The following is a 16385-nucleotide window of genomic DNA, read 5'->3' as shown; positions in this document are numbered from 1 at the left end:
TTACGCAACGTCGTTTTACTATCGTGGGCGTGAGCCCGAGACAGCGCGACGCCGCGCTTCGCGAAAGCCTTCTGGCGACAGCCGCCCAGGTGCTGGCCGAGGAAGGCGGTCCAGCCTTGTCGACTCGGCGGCTGGCCCGGGAGCTGGGCGTGTCGACGACAGCGGTCTACACCTACTTCGGCAGTGTCGAACAGTTGCGCCGGGAGGTGCGGCTGGAGGGCTTCCGCAGGCTCGAAGAGACCATGGACCCGCCCGCCGAGGACCCGGTGGCCGCCCTCGCCGGAGCGGCGGCGGCGTTTTTCCGGTTCGGGATGGCCGAACCGCACCTGTACCGGGCGATGTTCGTCGACCGTCCGCTGGACGAAGACCGCGCGGGCGAGGCGTGCTTCCTGCTGCTGCGGAAGATCCTCGACCGGGCGGTGGGGTCCGGCCGGTTTGCCGGCGTGCCCGCCGAGCAGACGGAAATGTGCGCGGCCCAGGTGTGGAGCACGCAGCACGGGCTGGCGACGATGGTGCTCAGCGGCGCGCTGCCGGAGGCCGCGGGGCGGGCGGCGCTGGCGGATCTGCTGGTGCGGCTGGCGATCGGGTACGGCGACGCCCCGGACCGGGCGGCGCGGTCAGTGACGGGAGCGCTGAGATGAAGCGGCGTTTCCTTGGCGGCAAAGCGAATCCCGCGGCGAGACCGCAGCGCGGCAAGCCGCGGATCGACACGCCGGGCGGGATCGTGCTGTCCGCGATCCCCTCGGCGGTCCTCGCGCCGCTCAACGCCGTCGCCGGCACCGGAGTCGCGGTCGGCGCCGCGGCCGCCCTCGCCGCCGTGCTCGCGGCGGTCCGGATCCGGCGCGGAGATCCGAAGGGGCCGGCCTTCGGCGGGCTGATCGGCGTCGGCATCGCCGGGTTCATCGCTTGGCAGACCGGATCCGGCGGCGGGCTTTTCCTGCCCGACCTCGTCTGGTACCTGCTGGCCGCGCTGGTGCTGACCGGGTCGGTCGTCGTCCGGCGGCCGCTCGTGGGGATCGGCTGGGCGGCGGTCGGCCGCGGCGGGACCGAGCGCGCCGCCCGCCGCCGGTTCGCGGTCGCGACCGCGCTCCTCGCCGCGGGCTTCCTCGTCCGGGCGGCGGTGACCGGCCTGCTCAGCCTCGACCCGGCGAACGCCTGGCTGGTCGCGGCCAAAGTAGCGACCGGACTGCCGGGCACGCTGGCCGGGCTGGCGGTCCTCGCCTGGGCACGGCCCCGTCCGGGAGCCCGGCCGGACCGGACTCCCGGACAGGTCCGGCTCAGCCGGTCGCCAGCACCTTCAGCCGGTCGATGCCCGCGCTGAAGTAGTCCTGGTCGAGCGGCGTCGAGGTGTACTGCCAGAAGGTGTAGAACCCCCAGTGGTAGGGCAGCGCGCCCGGCGACGACGCGTACGCCGCCACCCACAGCGGGTTGGTCGAGCTGAAGTCGCCCTTGTTGCCGGTGCACTGGGTCCACCAGCTGTTCGCCGTGTAGATCACCGGCCAGCGCGAGGTCTTCTTGTGGTACTCGTCGCTGAACGCCTTGATCCACGACACCATCGCGGACTGGCTCAGCCCGTAGCAGGCGGAGCTGGGCCCCCATTCGATGTCGAGCGTGCCGGGCAGGGTCTTGCCGTCCTTCGACCAGCCGCCGCCGTGCGCGACGAAGTAGTCGGCCTGCGCCGCGCCGCCGGAGATGTCCGGACGGCCGTAGTGGTAGGCACCGCGGATCATGCCGACGTTGTACGAGCCGTTGTACTGCTGGGTGAAGTCCGGGTTCTGGTAGCCGGTGCCCTCGGTCGCCTTCACGTAGGCGAACCGTTTGCCCTGGTTCCAGTAGGACTTCCAGTCGACCGCCCCCTGGTAGCTGCTCACGTCGATGCCCGACGTGGTCGCCTCGGCCGACGCAGGCGCGACCGACGCGCCGCCTCCTTCGTGCGCCCGGATGGAAGCGCCCATCTGATGGTTGTCCGGAGTCTCGGCCGAGGTGCTCCAGGCCGCGGCAGGTGCGGCCCCGGCGTTCGGCGCGGTCGCCACGAGCAGGGCGGCAGCCGCGGCGAGCACCGCTCCGGTCAGGCGGCGCGCCCTCCCGGTGGGTCCCCAGTGGTGAGTGGTCATTGACAGGTCCTTTCGGATGCCCTCGCGAAGTGCCACCCGATCAGGTGGCACGAGGACCTGATTCTGTTACTAAATGTGATGCACTGTCACTGCTCCAAGTGACCTAATTTCCACTTGACCGGACAACGAGAAAGACATTCCCAGTAGGCCGTTGCGGTCGAATTCCGGGAAAACGCCACCGGCCGGCCGCGGCCGCCTTACCCTCCCCGGCCATGTCCAAACCTCGAAGAACCCGGACGATCCTCCAGCTCCTGACCGTTCTCCTGACCCTGGCCGCGACCGGCACCGGCGCCGCGGAAGCGGGCGAACCGGCCCTGCTGCACGTCAACCACGGCTACGGCGTCCTTGACCGCGAGACCGCCGACGCCATCGAGCATTCGGCCTATCTCAAGGACTTCGCGAACTTCCAAGTCCGCACCACGACCGGCGCGGGCGGCGAAAAATGGACCGGCCGCTACCTGATGGGCCGGGAAACCTACGTGGAACTCTTCGGTGTCGGCGACCTGCCCGGCAAGGACGGCGACCTCGGTTCGGCGGGCCTGGGAGTCTCGGCCGAACGCACCGGCCAACTGTCCACAGTGGTCCGGCACCTGCACGACGCGGGCATCGCGAACCCGTTGGAATTCCTGCAAACCCGCGACTTCGGCGACGGCAAGCCGATCCCGTGGTTCAACGGAGTCTTCACCACCGACCAGTACGACACCTTCGGCGCCTGGGGCATGGAATACCGCGCGGAGTACTTCGCCGACCCGCGCGGCAACACCGGCCCCGCGCGCTACCCCGGCGACATCAGCCGCAACCGCTACCTGCCGGACGACTACCGCAACCACCAGATGCGCGACGTCACCGGCATCCGCCTGGGCGTCACCGCACGCGACCTGGGCAACACCCTGCCCCTGCTGCGCGCCGGAGGAATGACCGTACGCCAGCTCCCCACCGGCGCTCTCGCCTTCGACGGCATGACCACCATCCGCTTCGACACCGTCCCCGCAGACCAAGCCGGCCTCCGACAGCTCGACCTGGCCCTCAACCGCCCCACCGGAACGAGACACGTCGAACAACTCGGCCACTCGACCCTCACCGCCGGCCCCGGCGCCCACGCCCGCTGGACCTTCGCCATCCGCACCTGACCGGTACGTGAGGGGAACCCTCACGGAACCAGATTCCCTCAGAGGGTGTTTCGAAACCCGGCGGCGTGGCCGGGCGTTAGCTGTGATATCGGGGCGGCGTGGCGTTCATCGGGCGGTTGTGTGCAAGCTGCCGTGTAACACACGGATTCAGCGACTGACCACGCGGGTTTCGAAACACTCTCTCAGGGTTCCCCTCACGACCCGCGACCGGTCCTCCCAGCCGCAGCCGCCGTAATGCCACCTTGGGGCGCTACCCGCACCCCCGCTGCCACCCGCCCCCAGCACGCTCCGCGCACGAGAACCCGCACACACCCCCGCACACCCACCGCAACCGACGCACCCCACCATCGAGGCACCCAGCCCCTCGCCCGCACCCCGATACGAAGCCGCCCGTCAGCACAATCGGGCTTCGGTGTCGAACGATTCCGGGTAGCCCGCGCCGTCCGGGTCCTTGACCTTGAGCAGCTTGCCGTCGTTGCGGGAGGTCCAGCCGTGGAACGGGCAGGTCAGCGTGGTCCGGTTGCGCCGGCAGATCATCGCGCCGCGGTGCGCGCAGGCGTTGGTCAGGCAATGCAGTTCGCCTGCCTTGTCGCGAGTGAGGACGACCGGCTGGCGGCCGATCGTGGTGGTGAAGCAGTCGCCGGGGTTCGGCAGCTGGCTTTCGTGCGCGAAGTAGATCCAGTTGCCCTCGAAGAGGTGCTTCATCTCGACTTCGAAGATCTCCTCGTCGGTGAAGATCCGGCGGTGCGCGCGGTAGACGCCTGCCTCCCGGGTCCTCCACCACCGCGTCCGCGACTACGGAAGCGGCGTGGTCCAGCGTCTCGGTCATGACTCCTCCAACGGGCCGGCGATCTGCACTGATCGGCTCCCCAGCAGGGCGTTTCCCGCACTGTGCCAGTCCGCGGCGGCGGCCGCCCCAGGGCGAGACCCAGTCCTGGCCTAGGGTGTGATTTATCGATGTCGTTTATCAATCGCACGCAAAACGCTCCTTGTCTTCACTCAATGCCGGAACTTACGGTGAGCGGGACGAGGAGCCGGTGAGGAGGCAGCCCGATGGAACTGCGCCACCTGCGGTACTTCTCCGCCGTCGCCGAGACCTGCCACTTCGGCCGTGCCGCCGAACGCCTGCACCTCGCCCAGCCCGCGCTGTCGCACGCGATCCGCCAACTGGAGGACGAGCTGGGCGTCGCCCTGCTCAGCCGCACGACGCGGCAGGTACAGGTCACCCCGGCCGGCCGGTTCTTCCTCGCCGAGGCCCAGCGGATCCTGGACGCCGTCGAGGCGGGCGCGCGCGGGGCCCGGCGCATCGCCGACGGCCGCCGCGGGCTCGCGCGGATCGGCTTCACCGGCACCGCCGCGCTGTCGCATCTGCCGCAGGTCGCCCGCACGCTGCAGCACCGGCTGCCCGAGGTCGAACTCGAAGTGCACGCCGACCTGCTCACCGGCGAGCAGTGCCGGCAGCTGCGCGACGGCACTCTCGACATCGGCGTGCTGCGTCCACCGGTCACCGGCGGCGACCTCGACCTGCACGTCATCGAGACCGAGCCGCTCGTGCTCGCCGTCCCGGCCGACCACCGGCTCGCGGTGGAACCGGTGGTGGCGATGACCGATCTGCGCGCCGAAGCCTTCGTCACCTATCCGGCCAGCTACTCCGTCGTCAACGAAGCGGTGCTGCGCAGCTGCCGCGACGCCGGATTCACCCCGCAACGCGAGCACGAAGCGGCCGGCACCGCGGTGCTGCTCGCGCTCGTCGCCGGCGGTCTCGGCGTCGGCGTCGTCCCCGCGTCCGCGCGGGCGCTGCCGCTGGCCGGGGTCGTGTTCCGCGACCTCGCCGGGGCGGCCACTGTCCAGCTCGCGCTCGCCTGGCACCGCGACCGGGCCTCGGCACTGGTCCCGGCCGTGCTCGACGCGCTCGGCGAGCTGTTCCCCGTCGCAGTGCCCGTGTCAGGGAGGACACGATGAAGATCACCCGGGTGGAGGCGATCCCGTTCGCCATCCCCTACCGCAAACCGCTGCGTTTCGCTTCCGGCGAGGTGCACACGGCCGAGCACGTGCTGGTCCGCGTGCACACCGACGACGGCGTGGTCGGCGTTGCCGAGGCACCGCCGCGGCCGTTCACCTACGGCGAGACGCAAGCCGGGATCGTGGCGGTGCTGGAGACCGTGTTCGCCCCGCAGGTAGTGGGCCTGAGCCTGCTGGAACGCGAGACGGTGCACGCGCGGCTCTCCCGCACGGTCGGGAACCCGGCCGCGAAGTCCGCTTTGGACATGGCGATCTGGGACGCCCTGGGGCAAAGCCTCGACGTCTCGGTCACCGAACTGCTCGGCGGCTACACCGACCGCATGAAGGTTTCGCACATGCTCGGCTTCGACGAGCCCGCCGCGATGGTCGCCGAGGCGGAACGGATTCGCGACAGCTACGGCATCACGACGTTCAAGGTGAAGGTCGGGCGCCGTCCGGTTTCCCTCGACACCGCGGTGGTTCGCGCGATGCGGGAACGGTTCGGCGCCGAGGTCGACCTGTACGTGGACGGCAACCGGGGCTGGACGGCCGCGGAATCCGCCCGCGCGATGCGGGAAATGGCCGGCCTCGACCTGCTGTTCGCCGAGGAACTGTGCCCCGCCGACGACGTGCTCGGCCGCCGCTGGCTGGTGTCCCGGTTGGACATTCCGTTCATCGCCGACGAATCCGCGGTGACCCCGGCCGACGTGACCCGCGAGATCCTCGGCGGGTCGGCCACCGCGATCAGCATCAAAACCGCCCGCACCGGCTTCACGCGCTCGCAGCGCACGCACCACCTCGCGGAGGGCCTCGGGCTGGAAGTGGTGATGGGCAACCAGATCGACGGCCAGATCGGTTCACTGTGCACTGTCGCGTTCGGATCGGCGTACGAACTGACGTCGCGCCGCCCCGGCGAACTGTCCAATTTCCTCGACATGACCGACGACCTGCTCGCCGAACCGCTGCGCATCGCGGACGGCGAACTGGTCATCCGCCCCGGCGCCGGCCTCGGCGCCGCGCTCGACCCCGGCAAGCTCCGGCACTACCGGCAGGACCGCTGAGCCGGAAACCCCGATGGATCAAGGAGGATTCATGACTGCCACGCATTCCCCCACCGCCGCCGCGTCCGGAGCCAACGCCACCGAACGGTTCAAGAGCGACAAGTTCGCCGGCGTCGCGGGCACCTCGAAGGAACGGGTCAGCCTGCTCGCCCGCGAGGTCCTGGAGGCCGTGCACGCGACCATCCGCAAGCACAAGGTCACCTACGAGGAGTACAACGCGCTCAAATCGTGGCTGATCAGCGTCGGCGAGGACGGCGAATGGCCGCTGTTTCTCGATGTCTGGGTCGAGCACGTCGTCGAGGACGTCGCCACCGAGCACCGCAAGGGCAACAAGGGCACCATCGAGGGCCCCTACTACGTGCCGGACGCCCCCGAGCAGGGCGCGCGCGGTTCGGTCCCGTCTCGGGAGAACGAGCCGGGCACGCCGCTCACCTGGACCGGACAGGTCACCTCGACCACCGGCGCGGCACTGGCCGGCGCGAAGGTCGAACTGTGGCACGCGGACGCGGACGGACTGTACTCGCAGTTCGCGCCGGACATCCCGGAGTGGAACCTGCGCGGCACCTTCACCACCGACGACGAAGGCCGCTTCGAAATCCGCACCGTGCGGCCCGCGCCGTACCAGATCCCGACCGACGGAGCCTGCGGCAAACTGATCGCGGCGGCAGGCTGGCACGCCTGGCGTCCGGCGCACCTGCACGTCAAGGTGTCCGCGCCGGGGCACGAACTGCTCACCGCGCAGCTCTACTTCCCGGGCGACGAGCACAACGACGACGACATCGCGTCCGCGGTGAAGCCGGAACTGCTGCTCGACCCGCGCCCGGCGGACAACGGCGAGACCATCGAGTACGACTTCGTCCTCGACCCGGCCCTCTGATCCGGCAGGAGACTCATGCTTTACCACGTGCGGATGGACGTCCGCCTTCCCCCCGACCTGGACCCGGCGGTCCGCGACGCCCTCATCGCGCGCGAGAAGGAGTACAGCCAGCAGTTGCAGCGCAGCGGGAAATGGCCGCACATCTGGCGGATCGCCGGGGAGTACGCGAACTACTCGGTGCTGGACGTCGCCGACCACGACGAGCTGCACCAGATCCTGTCGAAGCTGCCGCTGTTCCCGTACCTGGACCTCCAGGTGACCCCGCTGGCCCGGCATCCCTCCAAAGTGGACTGACTGGGCTCAGCCCGGCTCTCCAGGTCCGTGAACCGGTGCCAGGACCTGGCGGGCCCGGTTACTCGCCGACGGTCACCACGCGGTCCGCGTGCCCGGCCAGCAGCGGATCGTGGGACGCGACCAGCACCGCCGTCCCGCGATCCGCTGCCTGGCGCAGCGCCGTCAGCACCATCTCCGCGTGCGCGCGGTCCTGATGCGACGTCGGCTCATCCGCCAGCAGCACCAGCGGACCCGCCGCCAAAGCACGCGCCACGGCACCCCGTTGCTGTTCCCCGCGCGAGACCTCGCTCGGCAAGCGATCCGCCAGTTTCGCCAGGTCCAGGGTTTCCAGCAGCTTCGACCGATCCGGCGGCTCCGCCGCGGTCCGCGCGGCGAAAGCGAGGTTGTCCGCGACCGTCAACTCCTCGAACAGCGCGATCGACTGCGGCACGAAAGCCAGCGCGTGCCACGGCTGTTCCGAAACCGCCGCGTCCGGCATCGGCGGATGCGCGGTGACGGTCCCGCTGTCGGGCTTGTCCCAGCCACCCGCGATCATCAGCAAAGTGCTTTTGCCCGAGCCCGACGGGCCGGTCAGTGCGACCAGTTCGCCCGCCGCCAGATCGAGGCTCGTGTGCCGCAGCACCGGCATCCCGCCGTGGGAACGGCTTACGTCGGACACGCTGAGCAGCGCAGTCACCGGACTCTCCCGTCCACGAGTTCCACCACGTCGTCCGCCGCTTCGGCCAGCACCGGGTCGTGGGTCGCGACCACGACGGTCTGCCCTGCCTCGGCCAGCGCACGGAATGCCTCCGCGACCAGCCGAGCCGAGGAACGGTCCAGTTGGGCGGTCGGTTCGTCCGCCAGCACCGCGTCCGGGTCGCCGGCCGCGGCGAAGGCGAGTGCGGTTCGTTGCTGTTCACCGCCGGAAAGCTGGCGCGGGCGGTGGCCGCGGCGGTGATCCAGCCCCAGCCGCTCCAGCAAGGAGAGCGAAAGGCCGGTGCCGCGCATCTTCGCGGCCAGCTCCAGATGTTCTTGCACGGTAAGGTAATCCAGCAGGTTTTCGACGGGATTCTGGAATACGTAACCGATCCGCCGTCGCCGCACCGCCCGGCGCGCCCGCGCGGACAACGCGGTGACGTCCGTGCCGCCGACCTCGACGCGGCCCTCGTCCGGTCGTTCCAGGCAAGCCAGCAGACGCAGCAGAGTCGATTTGCCGGACCCGGAGGGGCCCACCAGCGCGGTGATCCGGCCGTGTGCGGCGGCGATCGTCACCTCGTGCAAAGCGGTCAGCGAGCGACCGGCGGTGCGATAGCCGTGCGTCAATCCGGCACCCCGGACAGCATCAGGCAGTGTCACGCAACACCTCCGAAGGCAGTGCCCGCGCAGCCGCGCGTTGGGCCGCATAAGTAACGGCAAGCGCGACGACCACCGCCGCGAGCAGCAATTGCCCGCCCGGACCCCACGGCACCGGGATCACGGTGCCCGGCGGCGTCGCCGGATCGAGGTCGTAGCCCTCGTAGGTCACCGAGACCGCGACGGCCGCGAACCCGACGCCCAAGGCGAATCCGGCCGCCAGCAGCCCGCCGACCTCGTAGGCGAGCGCTCGCCAATGCGCGCCCGAGGTGATGCCCATCCGTCGCAAGAGGACATATGCTCCGCGCCGAGCACGAGCCCTGGCGTTGAGGTACAGCAACAGTCCGACTAGGACGACCACCCCGACCAGAGCCGACACTGCGGTCAGGAACGCGAAGGTGTAAGTGACTCCGCCATAGACGCCGTGCGCGGTGACGTCGGCAGCGCGGCTGACCGTCCCGGCCGGCACCCCGGCTTTGCCCAGTTCCGGCAGCACGTGCGCCGGGTCGCCGCGCGCCCACAGCTCGCGATGCACGCTCTCTCCGGCGAACTTGGCCAGAAGGTCCTTGCGCAGCAGCAATTCCGGGAATCCCGCACTCTTGCCGGGCAGCTGCGCCACCGTGACGACCCGCAGCGGCAGGTCCTTGCCCCCGATGCTCAGCGTCGCCTGCCCGGGGGCGTCCGGGACCCCGGCGAGGATGCCGGCCGGGGTGTCGCCGGACAGCTGGTCCAGCAGCTCGGGCAGGGCCGGCCCGCTGAAGTGGCTGTCCCAGAACGCGGCTGAGCCGAACGTCGCCGGGTCGACGCCCAGCACGTTCACCGTCTTGCTGCCCAGGTATGCCGAGTCGTAACGGTCGACCAGCGCGGCGTGCCCGGTCAGGCCAGGCGGGATCGCGGCGGGACCGGTCAAATGCACCACGACGTCCGAGCCGACCACGAGCTGTCCCTCGTCGTCGAGCGTGCGCTGGACGGAACCGGTGACTGTGGTAGCGAAGATCGACAGCGCCACCGGTACCGCGGTGGCTCCGACCAGCACGGCCGCCGCGGCGGGCACCGAAGCCAGCCGTCGCCAGGCCAGGAACGCCACTGCCCGTTCTCGCCGCACCGCGGGCGCCCGTGGCAAGGTCAGCCGCACGACCCGGGTCACCAGCATCGCCAGCCCCAGCACCAGCAGCAACGGCACGACGATCAGCCGCGGCGGGATCCGCGCGACCGATCCCGCCTGGCCGAGCCCGGTCTGCGCGCCGTCGCCGAGCGCGAAGTAGCAGACCACCGCGGCGACCAGCGGGAGGATTTCCCACGGCAGATGCCGGATCCGCGACGTGCGCGCGTCGAACATCGCCCGCGTGCGAAGCACGACCGAACCGGCGATCCCGGCCAGCGTCGCCAGGAACGCGACCGCCGCGCCGCCGATCGAGTAGCCGACCGCGGACGGCGTCACCAGCGGGCTCGGCCCCAGCGCGCTCACCAGCCCGCGCGCGGCGAACCAGCCGCCGACGGTGCCGAGCAGCGCGATAGAACCCAGCTCCAGCAGCGCTTTCCCGGCCAGCGCGCCCGGCCCCGCCCCGCGCGCGGACAGCACCGCCAGCTCGGCCCGGCGGCGTTCGGCCCAGAACGACCCGACCGTCGCCGAAATGACCAGCCCGGTCAGCGATCCGGCGACGCCGATCGGCACGACCGTCGCGGCGAGCGAGGATCCGACCTGGTCCGCACGATCCGCGATGCCGCCCAGCGACGACGTGAACTGCATCCGGCCGCGCTGCGCGAACAACTCGGGAGTGTTCTCGGTGCGCTCTCGCACCCGTTCCAGCCCGGCGACGGTGCCGGGCGCGTTCTCCGTGGTCAGCCCGTTCTGGTCGACCGAGGCCGCGAGGAAGCTGCCGACGCCCGAATCCGGCGGGGTCAGCCCGAACAGAGCGTCCCGCGACACGAACCCGACCGGGAAGACCGGAGCCTCGCTCAGCGGATTCGGCCGGTACAGCGACTGCAGATGGCACCAGAACGGCTGGTCGGGCAGCTCGCGCAGGTCCCGGTACACCGCGGCCACCGGCATGGTCTTGACCGGGGCGTCCGGCGGCAGGCCGCCGTTCGGGGACCAGCCGCCCTGGATCGCCACCTGGTCGCCCGCGTGCAGCCCGCGCGCCTTCGCGAACTGGCTCGACACCCAGATCCCCTGGCCCTTGCCGCCCTCCACGACGTGCAGGTGCGCGGCGAAATCGTCCTGGGCCACCAGCCACATCGCGGACTGTTCCGGATTCGGCGAACCCGGCCGGACCGGGTTGACCTTGGCGGAGCTGAAGAGCGTCGAGGCCACGCCGGACAGCCGCGGCACCTCGCGAGCCGCGTCGCGGGCGACCGCGAGCCGGGCGTCGTCCAGTGCCTTCCCGGTCGGTCCGGTGGCGCCCGGATAGGGCTGGGACATCGGCAAGCCGCCGGTCCACTCCGCGCCGACCGCCCACTGGCACGCCCGGTTCATCTGCTCGTGCAGCGTCGCGTTCCCGGCCGAGGACAGAAACAACGCCACTGCCGCGGCGGGCAACGCGACGAGCACCGCCGCGGCGATTGCCGCTACGACGACCGCTGGTTGCCGCCACCCTGTTTTCGGCGCCCGCGTCCACGGCGTCGCCCCCCACCCGCGCATTCACCGAGTCTGCCACGATCCCGGCGCCGGCGGGGCGGCGCTGCCCGATGCGAACAGAGCGCGTTTTCCCGAGTACAGAAAGCTTACTTCGCCTGCCAGACCGGCGCGCGCTTCTCGACGAACGCCATCGTCCCCTCGCGGACGTCCTCGCTCGTCATGACCCCGACGGCGTTCTCGCGAGTGTTGTCCCAGTCGCTGTCGTCGTCCGCGATCGCACCGTCCACAATGCCCAGTGCGACGCGTTTGCTGGCCTGCACCGCCAACGGCGCGTTCGCGGCGATCTTCTCCGCCAGCGCCAGCGCCTCGGTCAGCACGTCGCCGTCCGGGACCACGTGGTTCACCAGCCCGAGCGTCGCCGCGCGGGCGGCGTCGAGGGGTTCGCCGGTGAACATCATCTCCATCGCGATCTTCTGCGGGATCTGCCGCGGCAGCCGGAACACCCCGCCCGCCGCCGCGAAGAGGCCGCGCTTCACTTCCGGCAGCCCGAATTTCGCCGATTCGGCCGCCACCACCAGGTCGCTGGCCAGCGCGAGTTCGGTGCCGCCGCCGAGGGCGAACCCGTTCACCGCGGCGATCGTCGGCTTCGAGACCGGGTGCCGCACGTATCCGGCGAAGCCCCATTCCTCGTGCCCCGGCGCGGCGAGCGACTCGCCTCGCGAAACGGCTTTCAGGTCGGCTCCGGCGCAGAACGCCCGCTCCCCCGCGCCGGTCAGCACGACGACGCGCGTGTCCGGATCCTGTTCGGCCCGTTCCAGCGCGGTGCCGACGAGTTCGCTCAGCTCGGCGTTGACCGCGTTCATCGCGTGCGGCCGGTTGAGCGTGATCACCAGGACGTGCCCGCGCTGGTCGACAAGCGCGGCCGGGGCGTCATCGGACATGACCGTCCTCCTCCGCCGGTGCGAAGACCGGCACCTTCTCGTGGTCAGGTTCGGGACCGGAGGGCACGAACGCTGCCCGCACCGGCAACTGCCAGAGGTCCGCGTCCGGGTCGGCGTCGAGCCGGCCCCACCACCACGGTCCCTCGGCCAGCTCCACGATGCCGACGACCACGCGCTCCGGCTCGCCGCCGTCGCGCGCCCGCTTGTGCACCACCGACCACGACACCACCGTGCCGGTTCCCGCGGCTGCCGTCCACTCCAGATCGTCGTCGGGGTCCGGGACCGTACGCGGATCCAGGCACTCGCCGGTGCCGCGCCGCCGCAACAGCCGGAACTCGCCTGCCGCGGTGCCGTCGAAGAACGCCGCGGACTCCTCGTCGCGGGCGACTGGGTTGATCCGCACTGTCATCCCTCCGCTCCCAGCACGAGCGTGCTGTGGTGGTCCAGAATGCCGCCGTTGCCCGAAACCAGCACGGTGTCGTGCTTCGGCACCTGGCGTTCGCCGCCCTGGCCCCGCGCCTGGATGATCGCCTCGGACAGCGGCGTCATTCCCCACAGGTAGTACGACGACAGCTGGCCGCCGCCGGTGTTGACCGCGAGCTTGCCGTCCGGGCCGAGCATGCCCGGCGTCTCGACGAACTCGCCGCCTTCGCCCTTGCCGCAGAACCCGTAGTCCTCCAGGGTGAGCAGCGCGGTGAAGGTGTAGCAGTCGTAGATCTCGGCGACGTCGATGTCCTCGATAGTCACTCCGGCCATCTCCATCGCCGCCGGACCGGACTGCGCCGCACCGCTCACGAGACCGAGATTGTCGTTGCGGCGGAACGAATCGCCCGGATGCGCTTGTCCCCAGCCGAGCACCTGGACAGCAGGCTGAGCGAGTTCTTTCGCTCGCTCAGCCGACGTCACGATCACCGCCGCGCCGCCGTTCGACACCAGGCAACAGTCCAGCAGATGGAACGGTTCCGCGATGAACCGCGACGCTTGATGGTCGGCCACGGTGATCGGATCGCGCAGCTGTGCCAGCGGGTTCTTCGCCGCCCACGCGCGCTGCGCGACCGCGATCGCGCCGAACTGCTCGCTCGTGGTGCCGTAAGTCTTCATGTGCCGTCGCGCGGCGAGCGCGTAGAACGAGTTCGGCCCGGCGAAACCGCTGGAGCCCAGCAGGCTTCCCCAGCCGGCCGGAGTCGTGCGCCCTCCGCCGTAAGCCGCACCGGTCGCTTTGCCCTGCTTGAGCGGCGCGTCCGCGAACACGCAGGCCACAGTGCCGGCCATGCCCGCTTCGACGGCCATCGCGGCGTACTGCACCATCGCGCCCGCCGTCGAGCCGAATGCCTGCATCTGGGTGCACAGGCGCAGGTCCCGCAGTCCCAAGTCGACTTGCAGGCTGAGGTCCACTCCGGGCGTCGTGCCGGCGGACACCAGCAGCCCGTCGATGCCGGACAGCCCGATCCCGGCGTCCGCGGCTGCCCGCCGGACGGCCTGCGCGGCGAACTGCCGCGCGCTCGGACCGTAGACTTTCCCCAGCTCGGTGAGCCCGAGACCGGCGATTGCCGCCCTCCGGCGCGCCGAGGTCTCCCGCCTGCTCGTCATCATCGCACTCCGTTCCCGGCCGGTGGCCGCGTCTCCACGTTCGCATCCCGCTGACCCGGCGTAAACGACCGGTCGGGACACCGGCAGATGTGCGCCCGCGACACGTGCGCCGATGTCGCTCCCGGAAACCTGCCGGTGTCGGAATCCGTGATGTACATCGCGGTTTTCCGGACCCAGCATGGGAATCGAGACCCGACGACGGGAAAGGCGGTCCGGCGATGGCGATCAGCGCCGCGGAAACCGAACAGCTGCGAGAGGCGGTGCGCGACCTGCTCGCGGACCGCTGCACGGAGGCCGACGTACGCCGGGTGATGGCGAGCGGCTCCGGTTACGACCCGCAGCTGTGGAAACAACTGGCCGAACTGGGATTGCCCGGCCTGCTGATCGCGACGGAATACGGCGGAGTCGGCCTGGGCGCGGAAGAACTCGAAGCGGTTTCGGAGGAAATCGGGGCGGCGCTGCTGCCGTCGCCGTTCCTGTCGAGCGCGGTGCTGACCGCGACGCTCATCGACGCCGCCGGGTCCGAAGAGGACAAACGCCGCCTGCTGCCCGCGCTCGCCGACGGGTCTTCGATCGGGACCGTCGCCGTCAGTGCCACCTGGACACCTGAAACCATTGCGGTACAAGCAAACGGAACTCTCACCGGGACCGCGTCCTATGTGACCTTCGGCCAGGTCGCCGACGTCATTCTCGTCGTCGCTCGCACCGGCGACGACATCGGCGTCTTCGAGGTCGCACCCGACGCCTCCGGTTTCACTCGCACCGCGGAATCGGTATTCGACCCGACCGTGCGGCTGTCCCGGTTCGCCTTCGCCGACACCCCGGCGCGGCGGATTGGCGCCGCGGGCTGGGAAGCCGTGCAGAAAGCCTTGGACCTCGGCGTCATCGCACTCGCCGGAGAACAAGCGGGCGGTGCTCGGCAGATTTTCGCCACGACCGTCGAATACCTCACAACCCGCGTCCAGTTCGGCCGCGCGATCGGCAGTTTCCAGGCGATGAAACACCTCGCCGCGGACCGTCTCCTGGACGTCGAATCCGCGACGTCGGCCGCCCGGCACGCCGCGGCCGAGGGCAGCCCCGGCGCGATCGCGCTCGCCGGGTTCGCTTGCGCGGAAGCGTACGAAACCGTTGCCCTGTCGGCGATCCAGATGCACGGCGGGATCGGCTTCACCTGGGAACACCCGGCGCACCTGTACCTGCGCCGCGCCCGCTCCGGCGCGCAGCTGTTCGGCGGCTCGCGGCTGCACCGGGAGCGCTACCTCGTCTCGAAGGGAGCCTGACTCATGATCAGCGCGAACCAGCTCCGCGAAGAAGTCCGCGCGTGGCTCGCCGCGGAATGGACCGGGCTCGCCCCAGCCGAGGATCGCTGGAGCACCACCCCGGAACGCATTGCCTGGCTGGAAAAAGTCGTCGCCGCCGGATACGCCGTGCCGACCTGGCCGGTCGAATGGTTCGGCCGCGCCTGCCCGGCCGAGCTGGCCGATGTGGTCGCGGCCGAGTTCGACGCCGTTGACGCGCCCGGCGCCCGCCAGGACAAGTACAGCATCCCGGCCAACACCGTCCTCGCGTTCGGCACCGAGAGACTCAAGAACGACCTGCTCTACGACGTCCTCACCGAACGCTCCCGGACCTGCCTGTTCTACAGCGAACCCGGCGCGGGCTCGGACCTCGCCGGCGTGCGCACCACCGCGGTCCGCGACGGCGACCGCTGGATCGTCAACGGCCAGAAGGTCTGGACGTCCGGCGCGAAGTCCGCGGACTACGCGCTGCTGATCGCGCGCACCGACTGGGACGTCCCGAAGCACAAGGGCCTCAGCTACTTCGTCGTGCCGATGCACCAGCCCGGCGTCGACATCCGGCCGCTGGTGCAGATCACCGGCGAAGCGCACTTCAACGAGGTGTTCCTGACCGACGTCGAAATCCCGGCGGACTACCTGGTCGGCGAAGAGGGCAAGGGCTGGCGCGTGCTGCAGACCGCGCTCGCGTACGAACGCTCGATCATGGGCGAGGGCGCGCGGGCCTCCCGGCACGGATCAATCGCCGACGACCTCGTCGAATTCGCCCGGGAACGCGGCCGCCTCGCCGATCCGGTCGTCCGCGACAACCTGGCCACCGTGCTCGCGTTGCGCGAGCTGAACGCGCTGAACAACGCACGGGCGAAAGCCGCCGCCGAACCGGGCACGTCGAGTTCGGTGATGTCGCTGGGAAAGCTCGCGATGTCCGGCATTCTGCACGCCGAAGGGCGGCTGCGCACCGGCATCGCCGGCCCGGAAACGCTGCTGGCCGGGGACGAGAACCCGGTCGCCGACGACGTGAACTTCCTGGCGCTCAACGCGTTTTTCACCTCCATCGGCGGCGGCACCGACCAGATCCAGCGCACGATCATCGCCGAACGCGTCCTCGGCCTGCCCAAGGAGCCCGAGATCGACCGCGACCTGCCCTTCCGCGCCGTCCGCCGCAGCTGAGC

General features: G+C 70.6%; 16 protein-coding genes and 1 pseudogene. 9 read left to right on the top strand and 8 right to left on the bottom strand.

Translation table 11 applies throughout. The annotated features are described in order from the left end of the window. Positions 1–29 precede the first annotated feature (29 nt). Positions 30–641 (top strand): TetR/AcrR family transcriptional regulator, encoded by a 612-nt coding sequence (locus BM362_RS16840; RefSeq protein ID WP_067582292.1) that lies wholly within the window; start codon positions 30–32, stop codon positions 639–641. Then, on the top strand, positions 638–1321 hold the full coding sequence (locus BM362_RS16835) for a DUF3159 domain-containing protein (RefSeq protein ID WP_093573739.1): 684 nt from the start codon (positions 638–640) through the stop codon (positions 1319–1321). The genes BM362_RS16840 and BM362_RS16835 overlap by 4 nt, the downstream gene beginning before the upstream one ends. Here the strand turns inward: BM362_RS16835 and BM362_RS16830 are convergent. After that, entirely contained in the window at positions 1278–2114 is an 837-nt protein-coding gene (locus BM362_RS16830; protein WP_167545337.1) for a GH25 family lysozyme, read from the bottom strand. The two genes, BM362_RS16835 and BM362_RS16830, sit on opposite strands and share 44 nt — an antisense overlap. Before the next feature lie 212 nt (positions 2115–2326). Between BM362_RS16830 and BM362_RS16825 the strand changes: the two genes are divergently transcribed. Next, positions 2327–3244, top strand: coding sequence for a DUF5829 family protein (locus tag BM362_RS16825; RefSeq protein WP_093573737.1), 918 nt, complete (start codon positions 2327–2329; stop codon positions 3242–3244). Positions 3245–3655: 411 nt separating this feature from the next. Here the strand turns inward: BM362_RS16825 and BM362_RS16820 are convergent. Continuing rightward, positions 3656–4073 (bottom strand): annotated as a pseudogene (locus tag BM362_RS16820) (Rieske 2Fe-2S domain-containing protein); the annotation flags it as partial. Between the two features lie 224 nt (positions 4074–4297). Here BM362_RS16820 and BM362_RS16815 point away from each other — a divergent pair. Genes BM362_RS16815 through catC form a run of 4 tightly spaced genes read left to right on the top strand, consistent with a single transcriptional unit; the run spans position 4298 to position 7477 of the window. Further along, on the top strand, positions 4298–5206 hold the full coding sequence (locus BM362_RS16815) for a LysR substrate-binding domain-containing protein (RefSeq protein ID WP_067581452.1): 909 nt from the start codon (positions 4298–4300) through the stop codon (positions 5204–5206). Continuing rightward, a complete protein-coding gene (locus BM362_RS16810) occupies positions 5203–6306 on the top strand; it encodes a mandelate racemase/muconate lactonizing enzyme family protein (protein WP_067581450.1) in 1104 nt (367 codons plus the stop codon). The genes BM362_RS16815 and BM362_RS16810 overlap by 4 nt, the downstream gene beginning before the upstream one ends. Positions 6307–6337: 31 nt before the next feature. Beyond that, on the top strand, positions 6338–7183 hold the full coding sequence (catA, locus tag BM362_RS16805; protein ID WP_093573736.1) for a catechol 1,2-dioxygenase: 846 nt from the start codon (positions 6338–6340) through the stop codon (positions 7181–7183). 15 nt (positions 7184–7198) lie between these two features. Continuing rightward, positions 7199–7477: a muconolactone Delta-isomerase gene (gene catC / locus BM362_RS16800; RefSeq protein WP_067581447.1), complete on the top strand. Its 279-nt coding sequence runs from the start codon at positions 7199–7201 to the stop codon at positions 7475–7477. A gap of 58 nt (positions 7478–7535) precedes the next feature. On the opposite strand, the gene BM362_RS16795 is transcribed toward catC, so the two are convergent. The 6 genes from BM362_RS16795 to BM362_RS16770 form a co-directional block, all read right to left on the bottom strand. Continuing rightward, complete coding sequence (locus BM362_RS16795) at positions 7536–8153, bottom strand: ABC transporter ATP-binding protein (protein WP_067581445.1); 618 nt, start codon at positions 8151–8153, stop codon at positions 7536–7538. Further along, entirely contained in the window at positions 8150–8812 is a 663-nt protein-coding gene (locus BM362_RS16790; protein ID WP_244287176.1) for an ABC transporter ATP-binding protein, read from the bottom strand. The genes BM362_RS16795 and BM362_RS16790 overlap by 4 nt, the downstream gene beginning before the upstream one ends. Continuing rightward, positions 8799–11450 carry an ABC transporter permease family protein gene (locus tag BM362_RS16785; RefSeq protein ID WP_093573735.1) on the bottom strand — a complete coding sequence of 884 codons (2652 nt, stop codon included), beginning with the start codon at positions 11448–11450 and terminating at the stop codon, positions 8799–8801. The genes BM362_RS16790 and BM362_RS16785 overlap by 14 nt, the downstream gene beginning before the upstream one ends. Before the next feature lie 83 nt (positions 11451–11533). Then, entirely contained in the window at positions 11534–12328 is a 795-nt protein-coding gene (locus BM362_RS16780) for a crotonase/enoyl-CoA hydratase family protein (protein WP_093573734.1), read from the bottom strand. After that, positions 12318–12737, bottom strand: coding sequence for a Zn-ribbon domain-containing OB-fold protein (locus tag BM362_RS16775; protein WP_208865225.1), 420 nt, complete (start codon positions 12735–12737; stop codon positions 12318–12320). The genes BM362_RS16780 and BM362_RS16775 overlap by 11 nt, the downstream gene beginning before the upstream one ends. Next, positions 12734–13918, bottom strand: a complete 1185-nt coding sequence (locus tag BM362_RS16770) for a thiolase family protein (RefSeq protein WP_093573872.1) — start codon at positions 13916–13918, stop codon at positions 12734–12736. Before BM362_RS16770 ends, BM362_RS16775 begins: the two co-directional genes overlap by 4 nt. Positions 13919–14136: 218 nt before the next feature. Between BM362_RS16770 and BM362_RS16765 the strand changes: the two genes are divergently transcribed. Then, positions 14137–15198 carry an acyl-CoA dehydrogenase family protein gene (locus tag BM362_RS16765; protein WP_093573732.1) on the top strand — a complete coding sequence of 354 codons (1062 nt, stop codon included), beginning with the start codon at positions 14137–14139 and terminating at the stop codon, positions 15196–15198. A 3-nt stretch (positions 15199–15201) separates the two neighbouring features. Continuing rightward, positions 15202–16383, top strand: a complete 1182-nt coding sequence (locus tag BM362_RS16760; protein WP_093573731.1) for an acyl-CoA dehydrogenase family protein — start codon at positions 15202–15204, stop codon at positions 16381–16383. The last annotated feature ends 2 nt before the right edge of the window (positions 16384–16385 follow it).

It is taken from the genome of Amycolatopsis rubida, from assembly GCF_900115345.1.
GTDB lineage: Bacteria > Actinomycetota > Actinomycetes > Mycobacteriales > Pseudonocardiaceae > Amycolatopsis > Amycolatopsis rubida.
The sequence above is the reverse complement of the archived record's forward strand: the minus strand, read 5'-3'. Positions and strand labels throughout refer to the sequence as shown.